The sequence below is a fragment of the Herbiconiux oxytropis genome (assembly GCF_024979315.1).
GTDB classification, from domain to species: Bacteria; Actinomycetota; Actinomycetes; order Actinomycetales; family Microbacteriaceae; genus Herbiconiux; species Herbiconiux oxytropis.
The window spans coordinates 133,077-150,112 of sequence record NZ_JANLCK010000009.1 but is presented as its reverse complement, the minus strand read 5'-3'; the positions used below and the strand labels follow the sequence as shown (position 1 = coordinate 150,112).

Annotated in this window: 20 protein-coding genes and 1 pseudogene; 14 read left to right on the top strand and 7 right to left on the bottom strand. The window is 72.5% G+C overall.

The features are described from left to right. Positions 1-78: pseudogene (locus N1028_RS15595) on the bottom strand (superoxide dismutase); the annotation flags it as partial. A 51-nt stretch (positions 79-129) separates the two neighbouring features. Between N1028_RS15595 and soxR the strand changes: the two are divergent. Genes soxR through N1028_RS15565 form a run of 6 tightly spaced genes read left to right on the top strand, consistent with a single transcriptional unit; the run spans position 130 to position 3,676 of the window. Next, on the top strand, positions 130-615 hold the full coding sequence (soxR, locus tag N1028_RS15590) for a redox-sensitive transcriptional activator SoxR (RefSeq protein ID WP_259530300.1): 486 nt from the start codon (positions 130-132) through the stop codon (positions 613-615). Positions 616-624: 9 nt separating this feature from the next. Next, positions 625-1,485 (top strand): PPK2 family polyphosphate kinase, encoded by an 861-nt coding sequence (locus N1028_RS15585; RefSeq protein WP_259530299.1) that lies wholly within the window; start codon positions 625-627, stop codon positions 1,483-1,485. A gap of 7 nt (positions 1,486-1,492) precedes the next feature. Then, positions 1,493-1,954, top strand: coding sequence for a helix-turn-helix transcriptional regulator (locus N1028_RS15580; protein ID WP_259530298.1), 462 nt, complete (start codon positions 1,493-1,495; stop codon positions 1,952-1,954). Between the two features lie 9 nt (positions 1,955-1,963). Continuing rightward, positions 1,964-2,368 carry a VOC family protein gene (locus N1028_RS15575; RefSeq protein WP_259530297.1) on the top strand — a complete coding sequence of 135 codons (405 nt, stop codon included), beginning with the start codon at positions 1,964-1,966 and terminating at the stop codon, positions 2,366-2,368. Between the two features lie 52 nt (positions 2,369-2,420). Next, positions 2,421-2,885 carry a MarR family winged helix-turn-helix transcriptional regulator gene (locus tag N1028_RS15570; protein WP_259530296.1) on the top strand — a complete coding sequence of 155 codons (465 nt, stop codon included), beginning with the start codon at positions 2,421-2,423 and terminating at the stop codon, positions 2,883-2,885. After that, positions 2,882-3,676 carry an alpha/beta fold hydrolase gene (locus N1028_RS15565; protein ID WP_259530295.1) on the top strand — a complete coding sequence of 265 codons (795 nt, stop codon included), beginning with the start codon at positions 2,882-2,884 and terminating at the stop codon, positions 3,674-3,676. The genes N1028_RS15570 and N1028_RS15565 overlap by 4 nt, the downstream gene beginning before the upstream one ends. An 8-nt stretch (positions 3,677-3,684) precedes the next feature. On the opposite strand, the gene N1028_RS15560 is transcribed toward N1028_RS15565, so the two are convergent. Further along, complete coding sequence (locus N1028_RS15560) at positions 3,685-4,914, bottom strand: multidrug effflux MFS transporter (RefSeq protein ID WP_259530294.1); 1,230 nt, start codon at positions 4,912-4,914, stop codon at positions 3,685-3,687. A 132-nt stretch (positions 4,915-5,046) separates the two neighbouring features. Between N1028_RS15560 and N1028_RS15555 the strand changes: the two genes are divergently transcribed. Then, positions 5,047-5,871 carry an SDR family oxidoreductase gene (locus tag N1028_RS15555; RefSeq protein ID WP_259530293.1) on the top strand — a complete coding sequence of 275 codons (825 nt, stop codon included), beginning with the start codon at positions 5,047-5,049 and terminating at the stop codon, positions 5,869-5,871. Between the two features lie 107 nt (positions 5,872-5,978). On the opposite strand, the gene N1028_RS15550 is transcribed toward N1028_RS15555, so the two are convergent. Beyond that, positions 5,979-6,974, bottom strand: coding sequence for an NAD(P)/FAD-dependent oxidoreductase (locus tag N1028_RS15550; protein WP_259530292.1), 996 nt, complete (start codon positions 6,972-6,974; stop codon positions 5,979-5,981). Between the two features lie 57 nt (positions 6,975-7,031). Between N1028_RS15550 and N1028_RS15545 the strand changes: the two genes are divergently transcribed. From N1028_RS15545 to N1028_RS15535, 3 genes are read left to right on the top strand one after another with little or no spacing between them, the layout of a single operon-like run. Next, positions 7,032-7,664 (top strand): helix-turn-helix domain-containing protein, encoded by a 633-nt coding sequence (locus N1028_RS15545; protein ID WP_310795607.1) that lies wholly within the window; start codon positions 7,032-7,034, stop codon positions 7,662-7,664. Between the two features lie 34 nt (positions 7,665-7,698). Then, positions 7,699-8,613, top strand: coding sequence for a class I SAM-dependent methyltransferase (locus tag N1028_RS15540; protein ID WP_259530290.1), 915 nt, complete (start codon positions 7,699-7,701; stop codon positions 8,611-8,613). Beyond that, positions 8,610-9,266: a hypothetical protein gene (locus tag N1028_RS15535; RefSeq protein ID WP_259530289.1), complete on the top strand. Its 657-nt coding sequence runs from the start codon at positions 8,610-8,612 to the stop codon at positions 9,264-9,266. Before N1028_RS15540 ends, N1028_RS15535 begins: the two co-directional genes overlap by 4 nt. Positions 9,267-9,288: 22 nt before the next feature. Here the strand turns inward: N1028_RS15535 and N1028_RS15530 are convergent, their stop codons facing one another. Next, positions 9,289-9,648, bottom strand: a complete 360-nt coding sequence (locus N1028_RS15530) for a gamma-glutamylcyclotransferase family protein (protein ID WP_259530288.1) — start codon at positions 9,646-9,648, stop codon at positions 9,289-9,291. 26 nt (positions 9,649-9,674) lie between these two features. Continuing rightward, positions 9,675-10,499 (bottom strand): SDR family NAD(P)-dependent oxidoreductase, encoded by an 825-nt coding sequence (locus tag N1028_RS15525; RefSeq protein ID WP_259530286.1) that lies wholly within the window; start codon positions 10,497-10,499, stop codon positions 9,675-9,677. Between the two features lie 133 nt (positions 10,500-10,632). On the opposite strand from N1028_RS15525, the gene N1028_RS15520 reads away from it, so the two are divergent. Genes N1028_RS15520 through N1028_RS15505 form a run of 4 tightly spaced genes read left to right on the top strand, consistent with a single transcriptional unit; the run spans position 10,633 to position 15,337 of the window. Beyond that, positions 10,633-11,877, top strand: a complete 1,245-nt coding sequence (locus N1028_RS15520; RefSeq protein ID WP_259530285.1) for an acyl-CoA dehydrogenase family protein — start codon at positions 10,633-10,635, stop codon at positions 11,875-11,877. After that, a complete protein-coding gene (locus tag N1028_RS15515) occupies positions 11,874-13,364 on the top strand; it encodes a bifunctional PIG-L family deacetylase/class I SAM-dependent methyltransferase (protein ID WP_259530284.1) in 1,491 nt (496 codons plus the stop codon). The genes N1028_RS15520 and N1028_RS15515 overlap by 4 nt, the downstream gene beginning before the upstream one ends. A gap of 27 nt (positions 13,365-13,391) precedes the next feature. Then, entirely contained in the window at positions 13,392-14,111 is a 720-nt protein-coding gene (locus N1028_RS15510) for a glycosyltransferase family 2 protein (protein WP_259530282.1), read from the top strand. A 50-nt stretch (positions 14,112-14,161) separates the two neighbouring features. Further along, positions 14,162-15,337: an alcohol dehydrogenase catalytic domain-containing protein gene (locus tag N1028_RS15505; RefSeq protein WP_259530281.1), complete on the top strand. Its 1,176-nt coding sequence runs from the start codon at positions 14,162-14,164 to the stop codon at positions 15,335-15,337. 31 nt (positions 15,338-15,368) lie between these two features. Here N1028_RS15505 and N1028_RS15500 read toward each other — a convergent pair whose 3' ends face one another. Beyond that, positions 15,369-15,968: a hypothetical protein gene (locus N1028_RS15500; RefSeq protein WP_259530280.1), complete on the bottom strand. Its 600-nt coding sequence runs from the start codon at positions 15,966-15,968 to the stop codon at positions 15,369-15,371. A gap of 2 nt (positions 15,969-15,970) precedes the next feature. Next, entirely contained in the window at positions 15,971-17,023 is a 1,053-nt protein-coding gene (locus tag N1028_RS15495; protein ID WP_259530279.1) for an EamA family transporter, read from the bottom strand. Between the last annotated feature and the right edge of the window lie 13 nt (positions 17,024-17,036).

The following is a 17,036-nucleotide window of genomic DNA, read 5'->3' as shown; positions in this document are numbered from 1 at the left end:
CTGCATGATCTTGCCCGAGATGTGGGGCTCGAGAGCGGCGTAGTCGTACGGCAGGTCCGGCAGCGTGTATTCAGTCATGACTCAACGTTAGGACCTCGACTACGGTTGAGGTCAAGGAGGTGACAGCGGATGCCCAGTGTCGACCCTGGCCGCAGTCTGCTGGCCATCGGCCAGCTCTCAGAACGCAGCGGCACGAGCGTGTCGGCGCTGCGCTTCTACGAGAAGCACGGGCTCATCAGCGCCGAGCGCACCGCCGGCAACCAGCGGCGCTACCGGCGCGACGTGCTGCGCCGGATCGCCTTCATCCGCACCTCGCAGCGCGTGGGCATCTCGCTCGCCGACATCCGCGCCGCCCTCGACTCGCTGCCGGATGCCCGCACCCCCACGCGCGCCGACTGGATGGGCATCTCCGCCGGCTGGCGGGCCGAGCTCGACGCCCGCATCGCCGACCTGCAGCACCTCCGCACCGAGCTCGACGGCTGCATCGGCTGCGGCTGCCTCAGCCTCACCACGTGCGCGCTCAACAACCCCGGCGACCGGCTCGGCGACGAGGGGGCCGGGCCCGTGCGCTGGGGGGCCGAGGCGAATCAGGCGCTCGACGCCCCCGCTGGGTAGGGTGTCGCCATGACTCAGGATTCGGGGACCCGCGCTTCGTGGGGCGAGCTCCTGCGGGTGCCGGCCGGCGACGGGCCGGTCGACCTCGCGGCCATCGCGACGGATGCGACACCGGGGGTGGAGGGCAAGCAAGAGGGCGCTGCGCTGACGGAGGCCACGACGCCCTCACTCGACGAACTGCAGGAGAAGCTCTTCGCCTCGAGCCTCTCCGGTGGCGACCGCTCGGTGCTGCTCGTGCTGCAGGGCATGGACACGGCGGGCAAGGGCGGGGTGGTCAAGCGGGTGGCGGCCAGCATGGATCCGCAGGGCCTGTCGCACCACGCCTTCAAGAAGCCGACCGCCGAGGAGCTCGCGCATCCGTTCCTCTGGCGGGTCGAGAAGGTGCTCCCGGCCGCCGGCCGCATCGGCATCTTCGACCGGTCGCACTACGAGGACGTGCTCGTGCCCGCCGTGCACGGGACTCTCGGAGCAGAGCAGATCGCGGCGCGGCACGACGAGATCAACGCCTTCGAGAAGCGGCTCACCGAGAACGGCACCACGGTGGTCAAGGTGCTCCTGCACCTCGGTCGCGACGAGCAGCGCTCCCGCCTGCTGCGCCGACTCGACCGGCCCGACAAGCACTGGAAGTTCTCACCCGCCGACGTCGACGACCGTGCGCTCTGGCCGCTCTTCCAGGCCGCCTACGGAGACACCCTCCGTGCCACGAGCACGCCGTGGGCGCCGTGGCACGTGGTGCCGGCCGACCGCAAGTGGTACTCCGCCCTCGCCGTGCAGCAGCTGCTCGACGAGGCGCTCCGGGGCCTCGACCTCGAGTGGCCGACCGCCGCGTTCGACGTGGAGGAGCAGCGCGCGCGGCTGCTCGCCACCTGAGGCTCTGATGGTCACTCCCTCGCTCGACGAGCTGCGACGCCTGCGCCGGGCGCGCGACCTCATGGATCGCGAGTACGCCCGACCGCTCGACGTGCCCGCGCTCGCCCGCGCGGCGCTCATGTCGACCGCGCACTTCAGCCGCCGCTTCCGGGAGGCTTACGGCGAGACCCCCTACGCCCACCTCATGACCCGGCGCATCGAGCGTGCCAAGGCCCTCCTCCGGCAGGGCGACGCGGTGAGTGTGAGCGAGGTCTGCTGGGCCGTCGGCTGCACGAGCATCGGGTCGTTCAGCTCGAGATTCACCGAGATCGTGGGGATGACGCCGAGCGCGTACCGGGCGCTCTCGCACGAGGCCGTCACCGTGGTGCCGAGCTGCGAGGCGATGGTGCTGGGGCGCCCGCGCAGGGTGCGCACGGCATCCGCGGATCGAGCAGGAACCGAGAAGCGCCTGGAGGCCCTCGCTCGCTAACGTCGAGCCATGACCATCTCACTCAGCCACGTGCACCTGCTCGCCGACGACCCCGACGCCGCCCTCGCGTTCTACCGCGACACTCTCGGGCTCGAACTCCGCTCGGAGGTCGAGAACGACGGCTTCCGCTGGATCACGCTCTCGACCCCCGACCAGCCCGAGATCGAGATCGTGATCTCCCAGCCGCGTGCCGGCCACTCCGAGGAGGACGGCGCCGCCATCGAGGCGCTGCTCGCGAAGGGCGAACTGCCCGGCCTGCTGTTCCGCACCGACGACCTCGACGGCGCGTTCGAGAGGGTGCGCGCCGCCGGCAACGCCGAGATCGTGCAGGAGCCGACCGACCAGTTCTGGGGCGTCCGCGACGCGGCGTTCCGTGACCCGGCCGGAAACATGGTGCGGATCAGCCAGGCGTGATGCTCCTCTAACTTGACCAGCACCGTCGTCATACTGTTAAGTACTTAACGATATGACGACACCGCCGATCGCCCCGTTCGCCGACAGCCCCGCCGTCAAGCTGCACCGTGCCACCGCTCTGCTCGACCGGATCTCGGACCGCTATCTGCGGGCTCACCACGGCATCCCGTACTCCGACTTCGTGGTGCTGCTCGTGGTGCGGGTGCTGGGCGAGCCGACGCAGCGCGAGATCGCCGACGATCTCTCGGTCTCCCGGGCCTCTGTCACCCAGCGGCTCGAAGGGCTTCGCGCGAACGGTCTCGTCGAGGTGCGCCCTCACCCTCGCGACGCCAGGGCCAGACTCGTGCGGCTCACGTCCGAGGGCGGTGCCCTTCTCGACCGCGCCTGGCGGGGGCTCGACGGGCGCCAGGACGGAGTCGACGCGGGCGTGGACCTCGAGCTGCTCGGTGGCCTTCTCGATCGCGTGATCGCCAACGCCCTCGGGGTGCTGGCGGCAGGTGCGGGGGATCAGGCGTGAGCGGTGTCGCCACCTCGACCGGGCTCGCGGCAGAGGAGCTCGACCGCGGGAGCGGGGAGACGCTCGTCCTCCTGCACTCCTCGAACACGGCGGGGTGGATGTGGGGTCCCCAACTCGACGGGCTCCGGGGGCATCATCTGATCGTGCCCGACCTGCCGGGGTTCGGCGGCAGCAGCCAGCTGGCCTGGGGGTCGGTGGCCGAGGCGGCACGGCACGTCGCCTCGCTCGTGGCGGAGTTCGCTCCCGAGGGAAGGGCGCATCTGGTGGGCCTGTCGCTCGGGTCGTCGGTGGCCCTCGCGGTCGCGGCCGCGCATCCGGACCGCGTGCGCAGCGTCTTCGCGGCGAGTGCCGCCCTCGCACCTCCCTCCCTCCCCGCCCGGTTCGCGAGCGCGATGGCGATCCGGGCCTGGAACTCTCCCGCCTACTGGCGCGGCACCGGCCGGAGCTATGGGCTCTCGGGGGAGGATCTGGAGCTGTTCGTCTCCACGGGATCCGGGATCCGGCGCCAGACCGCTGAGGAGATCTACCGGGAGATGCGCGCGGGGACGTCCGTCGGTGCGCTTGCCCGGGTGCGAGCACCTGTGCTCGCCACCGCCGGCGGTCGGGACGCAGCCTTCGTGCGCCAGGCCTCACTGGCGCGGCTCCGTGAGGCGCTGCCCTCGGCGCGAACGGCGGTGGCTCCCGGCCTGCACCACCACTGGAGCGCGGAGAACCCGCAGCTCTTCGCCGACGCCGTGAGCGCGTGGACGTCGCGCGGCGAGGTCGCGGACGGTCTCGCCGACGTGCGGTAGTCGCGCACTCAGACGGGTCGGGAACCGGGCTCGGCGGTCGACACGGGTGTGTGGGTGTCCCTCCGGCGGCGGGGCAGCCACAGGGCCATCAGCACGCCACCCGCCACCGCGCAGCCGAGGTAGACGAGGCCGATGGGGGTCTGGTCGGTCTCGGGGAGGACGGCCGCGGCGCCCAGGGTGACCGCCACGAAGAGGTAGCAGACCGCGCTCGTGAGGCCGCCCACGAGCCCGAGGTTGCGGTCGAACAGACCGAGCGCGAGACCGTAGGCGAGCGGGCACAGTGCGCCGCAGCCGAGCATCACGAGGATGCCGCCCACTGTGATGAGCACGATGTCCGGGCCCACCAGGAACCCGCTGAGGGCCAGCACGAGCGCCCCCGCCGTGAACAGCGCCAGAGCGGCCCCACCGAGCGTGCGCGACGACAGCCGGGTGGCGAAGGCGCCGGTCGCGAGCTCGCCGCCGAGATTGGCGGCGCCCACCACCAGGGCGATGAAGCCGTAGGTGAGCGGTGACAGCCCGAGCACGTCCTGGTAGAGCACGGGGGCGACGACGCCGAAGAGCAGCTGTGCGCTCGCGAAGACCGCGAACACGAGGGTGAGGCCCACGAAGACGCGGCGCCGCAGGGTGCCGCCGAGCACTCGGGCGATGGCACGGGGGCGGATGGGGGTCGCGGCCTCGGGGGTCAGCGTCTCGGGCAGCAGCCGCCACACCACGAGGGCCGCGAGCGCCGCCAGCACCGCGACGAGCACGAAGATGCCTCGCCAGGAGACGAACTGGGCGATCACGCCGCCGATCGCGGGCGCTACCACCGGGGCGAGACCCCACGAGGCACCGAGCCACCCCGAGACCGAGGTGAGCCGTGGCCCGCGGAAGAGGTCGGCGGCGATGGCGTAGACGATCACCATGCACGCGCAGCCGCCGACCCCCTGCACGAAGCGGAGCACGAGCAGCACCCCGATGTCGGTCGTGAAGGCGATGGCGATGCTCGCGACGAACAGCAGGGCGAGGCACACGAGCAGCGTGGGCTTGCGGCCCTTCGCATCGGCGATCACGCCGATGGGCAGGAGGCCGAGGCTCATGCCGAGCACGTAGGCCGAGACGGTGTTCTGCACGAGCGTGGTGGAGGTGTCGAACTCCCGCACCATGTCGGGGATGGCGGGAGTGTAGACGTCGATCGGGAACTGGCTGAGCGGGATGACCCCGAGCAGGATGGCGAACAGAAGCCTTCTGTCCCTCATGGGATCCCCCGTCTTGCGCCCGCCCCCGTGCGCTCGCGGCCAGCTTAGCGGTGAGCGGGAACAACGGAGGCCTCGGGCTCGTTGGGTTCTTCGGGCCGGCATCGTCGTCGGCGCCCGACGAAGGGAATGCACATGGCTTCGAAGACCTGGTTCATCACCGGTACCTCGCGCGGCTTCGGCCGGGAGTGGGCGGTCGCCGCCCTCGAGCGCGGCGACAGCGTGGCGGCGACCGCGCGCGACGTCTCCTCGCTCGACGACCTGGTCGAGCGGTTCGGCGACCGCATCCTGCCGATCGCGCTCGACGTCACCGACCGCGGTGCCGACTTCGCTGCGGTCGACGCGGCCGTCCTGCGGTTCGGGCGTCTCGACGTGGTCGTGAACAACGCCGGCTACGGCCACTTCGGCTTCGTCGAGGAGGTGACGGAGGCCGAGGCCCGGGCGCAGCTCGAGACCAACGTCTTCGGCGCCCTCTGGATCACCCAGGCCGCTCTGCCGCACCTGCGCGCCCAGGGCAGCGGGCACATCATCCAGGTGTCGTCGATCGGCGGCATCTCGGCGTTCCCGCTCGTGGGCATCTACCACGCGTCGAAGTGGGCGCTCGAGGGGTTCTCGCAGTCGCTCGCGCAGGAGGTCGCCGGATTCGGTATCCACGTGACGCTCGTGGAGCCCGGTGGCTTCAGCACCGACTGGTCGGGGTCGTCGGCCGCGACCTCGGAGCCGCTCGAGGCCTACGCCGCCCTGCACGAGTCGGTGGCCGAGGCGCGGAAGACCCGCAACGCCACGCCGGGCGATCCCGCGGCGTCGGCTCAGGCCATCCTCCGGGTCGTCGACGCGGAGGAGCCGCCGCTGCGCGTGTTCTTCGGCACGGCACCGCTCGGCATCGCGAAGGCCGACTACGCGAGCCGGATCGAGACGTGGGAGAAGTGGAACGACGTCTCGGTGCTCGCCCAGGGCTGACGCGGGGTGTCGCTGACGGGTTGGTGACGAGTAACTACGCGAATTTCGAAGACCGGTGGCCTATATCGGGTCGGTCTCGCGAATTCGCGTCGTTACAGATCACTCGATCACACCGGAGTGCGGGTCGAGCCTGCGCGAGCCGCCTCGACGGCCGCTCGGGTCTCGGCGGCGACGAGGTCGGCGTTGAGGGCCGCCCCCGCCATGGCCCCCATGCCCGCCGCCACCACCACGAGCGCGCCGGCGTTGCCGGAGTTGCCCGCCACCCAGACACCGGGCACGCTCGTGAGGCCCGTGAAGTCGGAGGCGGTCCACGCGCCCATCGGGCCCTCGGCGGTCTCCGCTCCGAGCTGACGCAGGAGCTCGTCGTTCGCCTGCAGGCGCGGGCCCACGAAGAGGCGGTCGAGGTCGAGGGTCGTGCCGTCGGCCAGGGCGACGCCCGTGAGCGTGCCGTCGGCAGAGCTCAGGACGCTCGAGATCTCGGTGGCGATGATGCGCACCCCACGGGCCTCGAGACCCTCGCGCACCGCGGGGTCGAGGTCGTCGGTGAGCGGTCCGACGAAGGTCACGTCGGCCGACCACTGGCGCACGAGAGTGGCCTGGTGGATCGACATCGGGCCCGTGGCGATCACGCCGAGGCGGAGGTCGCGCGCCTCCCAGCCGTCGCAGTAGGGGCACGCGATGGCGCCCGTGCCCCACTGCTCGGCGAGGCCGGGGATGGTGGGGAGCTCGTCGCGGAGGCCGCTCGCGATCACGAGGCGGCGGGCGGTGAAGGTGGCGGTGCCGCCGGTGGTGCGGGTGGCATCGGGCTCGGCGAGTTCCACGGTGACCTCGAAGGCGCCCGCCTCGCCGGTGGCCGAGACCGCGCGGCCGGCGAGGATCTCGCCGCCGTAGCCCCGCACCTCGGCGCGGCCGAGTGCGAGCAGCTCGAGCGGCGAGAAGCCGTCGCGGGTGAGGAAGCCGTGCATGTGCGCGGCGAAGCGGTTGCGCGGTGCGCCCGCGTCGACCACGAGCACACGGCGACGGGCGCGGGTGAGCACGAGGGCTGCGTTGAGTCCGGCGGCGCCGCCCCCGACGATGATGACGTCATAGGTGTCTTCGTTCATGCCACCACTCTCGCGGCGGCGTTCGACTTCGGCAATGAGATGTGCTGAAATGGCAAGGTGCAGACCATCGCCCCCGAGCCGCCGCCCTCCGCCTCCGAGTCGCGTGCCGCGCGCATCGGGGCACGACTCCGCGCCGCCCGCGCGGACAAGGGGCTCACGCTGGCCGACGTCTCCGCCTCGACCGGCATCTCGGCGAGCACGATCTCGCGGGTGGAGAGCGGTGGCCGCCAGCCCAACCTCGATCTGCTCATCCCGCTCGCCCGGGCGCTCGAGCTCAGCCTCGACGAGCTCGTGAGCGACGAGGTGCCCGATCCGCGCGTGCCCGCGCGGCGCTCGCGGGCCGACGGCCGTGTCATCTACAGCCTCTCGAAGGAGACCTCGCCGAACCAGACGGTGCGCATGGTCATCCCCGCCGTGCCGCCCGGGAGCTCGCCCGCCGAGGCGCCGTCGCTGAAGACCCACGAGGGCTTCGAGTGGGTCTACGTGCTGAGCGGGCGGCTGCGGCTCATGCTCGGCGAGCACGACCTCGTGCTGCGGCCGGGGGAGGCCGCGGAGTTCGCCACGCGCGTTCCGCACTGGCTCGGCAGCGCCGACGGCGGTGAGGTCGAGCTGATGTGCATCTTCAACCGCGACGGCGAGCGCATCCACGTGCGGGCCCAGACCGAGCCCGACCGTCGCGTGGGCCGCTGAGGGCGCGACCAGCGCACCCGGGTAGCCTCGGACCATGGCTGAGAACGACGGCACGGCACCCACTGAGACGACACCGGTCGAGATCCACCCACGCGGCGAGATCGACCCCCGCGCCGGCGCCTGGCTCGACGACAACCTCGCGAGCTGGAACGAGCGCGTGCCGCTGCACGTGAACGGCGATCACTACGACCAGTCCGAGCTGCTCGCCGGCCGCGGCCGCTTGCGCGAGCTCGAGGAGGAGGCGCTCGGGCGGATGTTCCCCCAGGGTCTCGAGGGACTCCGCGTGCTGCACCTGCAGTGCCATTTCGGTGCCGACTCCCTCGTCTTCGCCCAACGCGGTGCCGAGGTCGTGGGCCTCGACTTCTCGCTGCCCGCCGTCAGGGCGGCGCGCGAGCTCGCGGCCTCCACGGGGCTCTCCGACCGGGCACGCTTCGTGGTGGCGAACGTCTACGACGCCAGGCACCTGCTGCCCCAGCCCGGCTCGTTCGACCTCGTCTACACGAGCTGGGGCACGATCGGCTGGCTGCCCGACATCGTCGAGTGGGCGCGGATCGTGTCGTGGTTCGTGAAGCCCGGCGGTCGCTTCTACTTCGCCGACTCGCATCCGGCAGCCTGGGTGTTCGACGACGCGGAGCCAGGAGCGCTGCCCCGCTTCGCGTACCCCTACGACGACGGAGGGGTGCCCACGGTGCTCGAGGAGCAGGGCGACTACGCCGACGAGTCCGCGGTGCTGGAGAATCCGCGCACGTGGGAGTGGACGCATCCGCTCTCGGCGACGCTCGGCGGGCTGCTCGACGCGGGCCTGCGGCTCGACCGGCTGGGCGAGCACTACGAGCTGCCATGGCGCATGTTCCGAGCGCTCGAGCAGGGCGACGACGGTCTGTGGCGCTGGCCGCGGGAGCGATGGCTGCCGCTCGGGGTGAGCCTCGAGATGACGCTGCCGGAATGAGCGGCGAGACCGCGGTGCCGCGCGCCGGAGACAGCACGGGAGCGCGGACCGTGCGCTTCGCCGGCCGCATCGCCGGCTTCGGCACCGCCTCGGGCACGCGCATCGTGGCCGGCCTCTGGCAGCGCTCGCCGTTCGGCCCCTTCGCCGACGTGATGCTCGAGGATGCCGGCGGTCACCGCACCCTGCTCGCGCCCTCCGACGAGGTGGCGGAGTTCGTGTCGTCGACCTACTCGTTCGACGAGGTGCGAGTGGTGCCCGTGGCCTGGCACCGGATCACGGGCGGGTTGCGGGTCGAGGCGAGCGGGCTCGAGGCGCGCCTCTTCGTGGGCGCGATGCCGCCGCTCGGCCGACTGCTGCGGGTGGTGCCCCCGCGGATCGCCACGGCGCCGCTGTGGCTCGAGGCGATCGACCCCCTCGCGAGGGTGATCGTGCCGGGAGTGCGGACGGCGGGGACCGCCGGTGGCGGCCGACGCGAGTTCTACGGCGTGACGACGCTCCGCCGCATCGCCTGGGCCGGAGCCCGCCTCGACGGGGTCGACCTCGGGGCCTTCGCGGCGCTCGATCCGCCCGTGCGGTTCGGCTTCGGATCGGCGCCGCCCGAGCCGCACCTCGTGGACCTGGTCACGAGCATCCGGATGCCGGCGGCCGGGTAGCGGGCCGGGCTGGCCAGCCGGCTCAGCCTGCGAAGACGTAGACCCAGGCCTTCTCGCCGGTGTCGAGCGGCACGAGCACGCGCCGGTAGTCGTCGACCTCGTACTCGTCGGCGGCGGCGAGCTCGGCCGCGCTGATCTCGAAGACCGTGCCGGGCACCGAGGCCGTCCCTCGGTCGGTCTCGCCGGCTGGAACGAGCAGTGGATGCCGGTCGCTCCCGCTCGTGGCGATCACCTGCGGGTCGGTGATGGTCAACCACTCCACCCGGAACCCCACCACGGCCGTCTCGCGCCCGGCGAGCAGCCGCCCGAAGGTGGCCAGCTGCACCTCCGGCTGCCGCAGCGTGCCGTAGGAGAACAGCAGCACGGCGTCCGACTCGCTCATGTTGCGAGCCTACCCAGCGCGAAGGCTCAGATCGTGGCGACCGATCCGGAGTCGACGCGGTAGTTCGAGCCGTTCACGAACGAGGCGAGGTCCGAGCACAGGAACGCGATGACGTTCGCCACCTCCTCGGGCTCACCGCGGCGCCCGAGCTCCATGTAGGGGCGCTCCTCCACGAGGAACGACTCGATCGCCTCCTCCGGGGTCGTGTCGAGCTCGGCGGCGCGCTTCTGCATCATGGCGTCGGTCATGGGGGTCTGGATGAAAGCCGGCGAGACGGCGTTCACGAGCAGTCCCTCCGTGGCGTAGGAGCGCGACAGGCCCTTCGCGAGCGCCAGGATCCCGGCCTTGGCGGCGCAGTAGGGGAGCTCGTCGTCGTAGGGCTGCACCGCATCCTCGGAGGCGAGGAGCACGAGACGACCCCAGCCACCCTTGCGGAGCGACGGGAGGAAACGGCGGATGAGACGCACCGGGCCGATGAGGTCGGTCTCGATGGTCTTCGTCCAGCCCTCGTCGGTGATCTCGTGGAACAGCCCCTGTGCGCCCGTGACCCCGGCCGACTGCACGAGGATGTCGATGTCGCCCACGGCATCCTGCACCTTGGTGTGCAGCTCGTCGAGGTCGTCGAGGCTCGTGATGTCGGCAGCGAACGCGTGCACGCGATCGCCGCCGCCGTCGCTCCCGCCGTCGCCGCTGCCGGGCAGGCGCGAGACGGCTTCGTCGAGGGCGGACTGGTCGATGTCGCTCATCACGACGGTCGCGCCCTCCTCGAGGAGCAGTTTCGCCGTGTGCCAGCCGATGCCGGAGTCCGCTCCGGTCACGAGCGCCTTCTTGCCTGAGATCCCTAGGTCCATCCCATCGACCGTACGACCATCCGATTCCGGCGCAACAGCGGCGCGGATTCGAGTCAAGGGGTGTGACGGCGGTCCGAAGCCTTGTTGGATGAAGAAAAGTGCGTCCTGATGCGGGAAGCGGAGACGAGGAGCGATGCGACCCGGAGCGGTGACGCTCGAGCCCGGACAGGTGCGGCGTCTGCTGGTGTCGCCGGCCATCGTGAGCCCCGGGCTGGAAGAGCTCTTCGACGAGGCCGAGCGGGCCCGTGATGATGCGGGGCCGGCCGCTGTGGGCCTCGCCCTCGAACTGGCCACCCTGGTCGCCAGGCGGGTTCCGCGGCCCGGGCGCGGCTCCACCGCTCTCTACCTCGAGACGCTCGCGACCCTCGCGGCCGCCGACGTGACGGTCGCGCGGGTGGTGGAGCCGCACCTCGACGCGGCGATGATCCTCGCGGAGTGCCCCGAACCGGTCGACCTGGCCGCCATCGGAGCCGACGCCGCGAGCACGTGGGGTGTCTTCGCGGCCGAGGGGCCAGGCGTGCGGCTCACGGCGGCGCCGGATGCCTCGGGCTGGGTTCTCGACGGCACCAAGCCCTGGTGCTCCCTCGCCGGTCGTCTCACCCACGCGCTCGTCACGGCGCACGTCCCGGCCGGGGGGCCCGCGGCGACGGGACGGACAGCGGCGGAGGGCGGCGGGCGGCGGCTTTTCGCCGTGGATCTGCGGCACGTCGGGGTGAGGGTGCGCGAGGACGAGTGGGTGGCTCGCGGGTTCCCCACGGTGCCGAGCGGCCCGACGGACTTCCGGGGAGTGCCGGCGGTGCCCGTGGGCGCGACCGGCTGGTACCTCGAGCGTGCAGGTTTCGAGTGGGGCGGCATCGGAGTGGCGGCGTGCTGGTTCGGCGGCGCCGTCGGCCTCGCCCGCAGGGTCGTGCAGGCCGCCGTGGAGCGCGGCGACGACATCGCCCTCCTGCACGCGGGCCGCGTGGCCCTCGCCGTGCAGTCGGCGGCGTCGGCGCTCGCCGCGGCCGCGGCCGCCGTCGATGCTGCCGGTGCCGATGCGGCCGCGATGGATGGCGCCGCGATGGATGGTGCCGCCATCGATCCCGCCGCCGGCGATCCCGCGGATCCTGCCGGGGGCGCCGGTGACGCCGCGAGCGAGGCCGCGCTGCTCGCGCAGGTGACGCGGTCGATCGTGCGGTCGGCCGCCGAGGATGTGCTGCGCGAAGCCGCGCACGGCCTGGGCCCGGCACCCCTGGCCCTCGACGTCGACTACGCGGCGCGCGTGGCCGACCTCGAGCTCTACCTCCGCCAGGACCACGGCACCCGCGACGAGGCTCGCGTCGGCCGCCTCCTCACCGCTCTCGCCGGCCCACCCACGCAGAAGGGCTCCCGACCATGAGCTTCACCCACGACACGGGCGGAACCCCCGAGACCGAATGGCTCGAGGCGATCGAGGGGCACGAGCCCGTCGAGCTCCAGGAGGGGATGTTCGCCGAGATCGACCACCTCGTGGTGCTCGCCGCCCATCCCGACGACGAGACGCTCGGCGCCGCCGGCCTGCTCGCCCGCGCCTACGCGGCCGGGGTGCGCACGACGGTGCTCGTGGCGACCTCGGGCGAGGCGTCCCACCCGGACTCCTCCACCCACCGCCCCGACGAGCTGGCACGCCTCCGCGAGACCGAGACCACCGAGGCCGTCGCCCTCGTGGCGCCCGGCGCCACAGTCGAGTTCGCACGTCTTCCCGACGGCGGCCTGAGCCACGCGGTCCCCGCCCTGCGCGAGCGGCTGGAGACCCTCGTGGGTGTCGGGGGTGAGGGCGACAGCGGATCGCGAGGCGCGCGAGTGCTGCTCGTGTCGACCTGGGCAGGGGATCGCCACCCCGACCACGAGGCTGCCTGCGAGGCCGCCGCGACCGTCGCCGGCTCGCGCGGGCTGTGGCACCTCGCCTACCCCGTCTGGCTCTGGCACTGGGCCGCGGCCGACGATCCCGTCGTGCCCTGGGACTCCTTCGTATCCGTCGCCCTCGACCCCGAGATCGTCGACGCCAAGCTGCGCGCACTGGCCCTCCACACGAGCCAGGTCTCCCCCCTCAGCGGACTCCCCGGCGACGAGGTGCTCCTCGACGAGGGCATGCTCGAGCACTTCGCCCGCCCCTTCGAGCTCTTCATCGACCTCACGCCGAGCCCGCCCGCCCCGGCCCCGGCCGAGCTGCACGACGGAGGGGTCGCCGCCGACTACTTCGACCGGCTGCACGCCGCAGCAGACGACCCGTGGGGCTTCGAGTCACGGTGGTACGAGGAGCGCAAGCGCGCCCTCCTCGTCGCCGCTCTTCCCGCCCGCCGCTACGGCACCGTGCTCGAGGTCGGCTGCTCCACCGGCGTGCTCTCCGCCGTCCTGCTCGGGCGCACGACCGACCGCTTCGTGGGCGTCGACGTCTCCGAGGTCGCCCTCGAGCGCGCTCGCACCCATGCTGCCGCCGCCGGCTTCGCCGAGGTCTCCGCGGCGGCTCCCGCGACCGGTGCGGGTGCCACCCCCACCTCCACCCCCAGCGCCGAGTTCCGTCGGCTGCAGGTGCCGGCCGAGTGGCCGGAGGGGCGGTTCGACCTCGTGGTCGTCAGCGAGGTGGGCTACTACCTCGACGCCCCCGACCTCGCCGGCCTGATCGACCGCATCCTCGACACCCTCACCGAGAGCGGCGCGGTCGCCGTCTGTCACTGGCGCCACCCCGTCACCGGCCGCGCGACCTCGGGCGACGACGTGCACGCCGCCTTCGCCTCCCGCTCGGGCCTCGATCGTCTCGCCCACCACCTCGAGGAGGACTTCGTGCTCGACGTCTTCACCCGCGCCCCCGCCGTCTCGGTGGCGCGGCGAGAGGGCATCCTGTGAGAGGCCCCATCCTGTGAGAGGCCTCCTGTGATCGAGCGCATCGACGTGGTGGTCCCGGCCCGCAACGAGGGGGAGCTGCTCGGCACCTGTCTCGAGTCGGTGCTCGTGGCCGTCGACGCGCTGCCCGGCCGCATTCGCACCCGCATCGTTGTGGTGCTCGACGACTGCACCGACGGATCCGTCGACGTGGCCCGCTCGTTCGGCCCCCGCATCCGCGTGGTGCAGACCGCCTTCGCGAACGTGGGCCGGGCCAGGGCGGCGGGAGTCGAAGAGCTGCTCGACTCGTCGGTGCCGAGGAGGAGGCACTGGATCGCGTCGACGGATGCCGACAGCGTCGTGCCCCGCACCTGGCTCCGGGAGCACCGCAAGGCCGCCGATTCCGGTGCCCTCGTGGCCCTCGGCCGCGTGCTGCCTCGCGCAGCGGACCTCGACGGCGATGTGCTCCGTGCCTGGCACGACGCCCACCTCGCGCCCGAGCGCCACGTCTACGGCGCCAACCTCGGCGTGCGCGTCGATGCCTACCTGCTGGCGGGCGGCTTCCCGCCCCTCGCCTCCGGTGAGGACGAGGGTCTGGTGGCGGCCGTCGAGGCGCTCGACCCCGGGCTGCTGCCGATGCTCGGAGTGGTGGGGGAGGCGCCACCACCGCTCGTGACGGATCTGGGCGGCGCTCCTGTCGACACCTCGGGCCGCACCGACGGCCGCACGGCGGGCGGTTTCGCCGGGTTCCTGCGCCGCCTCGTCGACTGACGCCCGTCAACCCCCTCGCCACCGGCCCCCAGGAGGCGTAGGCCGGAAGCATGAGAGCACTCACCTACCAGGGCACCATGAAGGTCAGCGTCGAAGAGGTCCCGGATCCCGTGATCCAGGAGCCGACCGACGTCGTCATCCGTGTCACCTCCACCGCCATCTGCGGCTCCGACCTGCACCTCTACGACGTGCTCGGGCCGTTCCTGGACAAGGGCGACATCCTCGGCCACGAGCCGATGGGGATCGTCGAGCAGGTCGGATCGGCCGTCTCCCGGCTCCAGGTCGGCGACCGCGTCGTCATCCCGTTCGTGATCGCCTGCGGCCACTGCCACATGTGCGAGCGCGGTCTGACCACCCAGTGCGAGACCACCCAGAACCGCGACACCGGCACCGGCGCCGACCTCTACGGCTACACCGAGCTCTACGGCTCGATCCCCGGCGGCCAGGCCGAGAAGCTCCGCGTGCCGTTCGCCGACTTCAACGCCCAGAAGGTGGGCACCGAGCTGCCCGACCACCGCTACCTGTTCCTCTCCGACATCCTGCCCACCGCCTGGCAGGGCGTGCAGTACGCCGAGCTCCCGGATGACGGCGTGCTCGGCGTGATCGGGCTCGGTCCCGTCGGCCAGTTCGCCGCGCGCATCGGCCGGCACCTCGGCCATCGCGTGATCGCGGTCGACCCCGTGCCCGAGCGCCGCGCCATGGCCGAGCGCCACGGCATCGAGACGCTCGACCTCACCGACGACGTCGTCGACCGCTTGCGGGAGCTCACCGACGGCCGTGGCCCGCACGGCATCGTCGATGCGGTCGGCATGGAGGCGCACGGCAATCCCGGTGCCGCGTTCGCGCAGTTCGCCGCGGGCCTGCTCCCGGATGCGCTCGCCAAGAAGGCGGCCACGACCGTCGGCGTCGACCGCCTCGCCGCCCTCCTGCTGGCCCTCGACGCCGTGCAGCGCGGCGGCACCGTCTCGCTCAGCGGTGTCTACGCGGGAGCGGCCGATCCGGTGCCGTTCATGACGATGTTCGACAAGCAGCTGACCCTGCGCATGGGCCAGTGCAACGTGCACCGGTGGCGCGACGAGATCCTCCCGCTCGTGGAGGACCCCGCCGATCCGCTCGGCATCGACGACCTCGTGACGCACCGGGTGCCGCTGGACCAGGCTCCCGAGATGTACGAGATCTTCAAGAAGAAGGAGGACGGCTGCATCAAGGTCGTGCTCGTGCCGTGACGCGCCACTTCGGTGTGTGGGTGCGCGATCCTCAGTACGCCGCGGCGAAGACCAGCGGGTAGAGGATCGTGCCGAGCACGCCCACGAGCGTGGCGGCACCGAGGGCGACACCCGCACCGGCGAGTGCCCGGCCGGGGCCCGGCTTGGCGAGCGCGAGCAACCCGAGCACGAGGGCCCCGATGCCGAGCAGCGCCTGCAGCACGGTCTGCACGAGGCTGACCGCGCCGTAGGCCTCGGAGCTCGCGCCTGCGATCAGACCGGCCTGCACGAAGATGAAGATGAGGCCGAGCACGGACGGCACGGCGCCGAGGATCACGGACGCGACGGCGAGCGGATTGCGGCGGGCGCCCTGCGGTTGGCCGGGCTGCGATGGGCCGCCCTGGTGCTCGGGGCTTCGGCCGTCCGCCCCCGGGGTGGGCCCGTAGCCGGGGTGACGGGGAGCCTCCTGCTTGGGGGGCTGCCCGTAACCGGGGTGCGCACCCGGCTGCTGCGGCGGCTGGTAGGCGGGCTGCTGCGGCTGGTACTGCGGCTGCTGGTACTGCGGCGGTTGGTACTGCGGCTGCTGCGGAGGCTGGTACTGCTGCCCCGTCTGGGGCTGCTCGGGCGGCTGGAACGGGGGCTGCTGGCTCATGGTCATCCGATCGACGAGTGATGTGCAGGCTGAGCGCCCGCCTCCTCCATGCCTACCCCACTCGGTGCCTCCGGGGGAGGAGGCAGGGCCTCCCGCTGCAGTTTGACGAACACCACGCCGCCCACGATGAGGGCCCCGCCGAGCGCCTGCACGAGCGTGGGCACCTCGCCGAGCAGCAGCCAGGCGAAGAGCACGGCGAACAGCACCTCGACGAGCCCCACGAACGAGGCCACGCGCGATCCGAGTCGAGCGGCGCCCAGAATGCCGGTGAGGTAGGCGAAGGCGGTCGCGATCACGACCACGACGGCCATCGGCACGATCCAGGAGACCTCGCCGACGAGCGGCATGACGACGTCGTCGAACGACATGGTGAAGGGGAGCAGCCCCGTGAGCCCGATCAGCCCGAGCGCCAGTCCGCCCACCAGGAGGCCGGCGCAGACGAGCGCGACGGGCGGGAGGTCGCCGCTCGGCCGGGCTGAGATGAGGTAGTAGCCCGCGAGGCACACGGCCGCACCGAGAGCGAACAGCACCCCGAGCCCGTCGAGCCCGCCGGCGCCGGCCGGGTCGATCACGAGCACGAGCCCCCCGATGCTGAGCAGGGCGCCCACGATCGTGAGCATCGCGGGCGGGATGCGCGTGCGTCCCCAGGCGAGGAGCACCAGCAGCACCGGGGCCGAGTACTCGATCAGCAGGGCGATGCTCACCGGCATCCGCTCGATGGCCGCGAAGTAGAACACCTGCGCCCCCACGACGGCGACGATGCCGTAGAGCAGCACGAGCCTCCAGGCTGCGAACAGCGCGCGGTAGCGGCCGCGGAGCGCCCAGAGCGCTGGCGCGAGCAGCACGAGCCCGCCGCCGAGCGCGCGCACGGTGACCGCGGCGACGGGCGACCAGCCCGCCTCGAGCAGCGGTTTCACGAAGGGGCCGCTCGTGCCGAACGCCGCGGCCGCCGCGAGGGCGAGCACGAGGCCCGCACCGCGATGGTGGCCGCGCTCGGGTGCGCGGTCGCGTCCGAGGCGGGGGCTGCGATGGGAATGCCGCGTGATGTCGCTCATGCTCGCCTGTCAG

Bases quoted from the DNA above. Each gene is read 5' to 3' on its own strand.
- N1028_RS15570 (WP_259530296.1), top strand. From the start codon at position 2,421: ATGACGACACCGCCGATCGCCCCGTTCGCCGACAGCCCCGCCGTCAAG.
- N1028_RS15560 (WP_259530294.1), bottom strand. From the start codon at position 4,914: ATGAGGGACAGAAGGCTTCTGTTCGCCATCCTGCTCGGGGTCATCCCG.
- N1028_RS15575 (WP_259530297.1), top strand. From the start codon at position 1,964: ATGACCATCTCACTCAGCCACGTGCACCTGCTCGCCGACGACCCCGAC.
- N1028_RS15530 (WP_259530288.1), bottom strand. From the start codon at position 9,648: ATGAGCGAGTCGGACGCCGTGCTGCTGTTCTCCTACGGCACGCTGCGG.
- N1028_RS15525 (WP_259530286.1), bottom strand. From the start codon at position 10,499: ATGGACCTAGGGATCTCAGGCAAGAAGGCGCTCGTGACCGGAGCGGAC.
- N1028_RS15585 (WP_259530299.1), top strand. From the start codon at position 625: ATGACTCAGGATTCGGGGACCCGCGCTTCGTGGGGCGAGCTCCTGCGG.
- N1028_RS15555 (WP_259530293.1), top strand. From the start codon at position 5,047: ATGGCTTCGAAGACCTGGTTCATCACCGGTACCTCGCGCGGCTTCGGC.
- N1028_RS15535 (WP_259530289.1), top strand. From the start codon at position 8,610: ATGAGCGGCGAGACCGCGGTGCCGCGCGCCGGAGACAGCACGGGAGCG.
- N1028_RS15580 (WP_259530298.1), top strand. From the start codon at position 1,493: ATGGTCACTCCCTCGCTCGACGAGCTGCGACGCCTGCGCCGGGCGCGC.
- N1028_RS15505 (WP_259530281.1), top strand. From the start codon at position 14,162: ATGAGAGCACTCACCTACCAGGGCACCATGAAGGTCAGCGTCGAAGAG.
- N1028_RS15500 (WP_259530280.1), bottom strand. From the start codon at position 15,968: ATGAGCCAGCAGCCCCCGTTCCAGCCGCCCGAGCAGCCCCAGACGGGG.
- N1028_RS15495 (WP_259530279.1), bottom strand. From the start codon at position 17,023: ATGAGCGACATCACGCGGCATTCCCATCGCAGCCCCCGCCTCGGACGC.
- N1028_RS15515 (WP_259530284.1), top strand. From the start codon at position 11,874: ATGAGCTTCACCCACGACACGGGCGGAACCCCCGAGACCGAATGGCTC.
- N1028_RS15540 (WP_259530290.1), top strand. From the start codon at position 7,699: ATGGCTGAGAACGACGGCACGGCACCCACTGAGACGACACCGGTCGAG.
- N1028_RS15550 (WP_259530292.1), bottom strand. From the start codon at position 6,974: ATGAACGAAGACACCTATGACGTCATCATCGTCGGGGGCGGCGCCGCC.
- soxR (WP_259530300.1), top strand. From the start codon at position 130: ATGCCCAGTGTCGACCCTGGCCGCAGTCTGCTGGCCATCGGCCAGCTC.
- N1028_RS15520 (WP_259530285.1), top strand. From the start codon at position 10,633: ATGCGACCCGGAGCGGTGACGCTCGAGCCCGGACAGGTGCGGCGTCTG.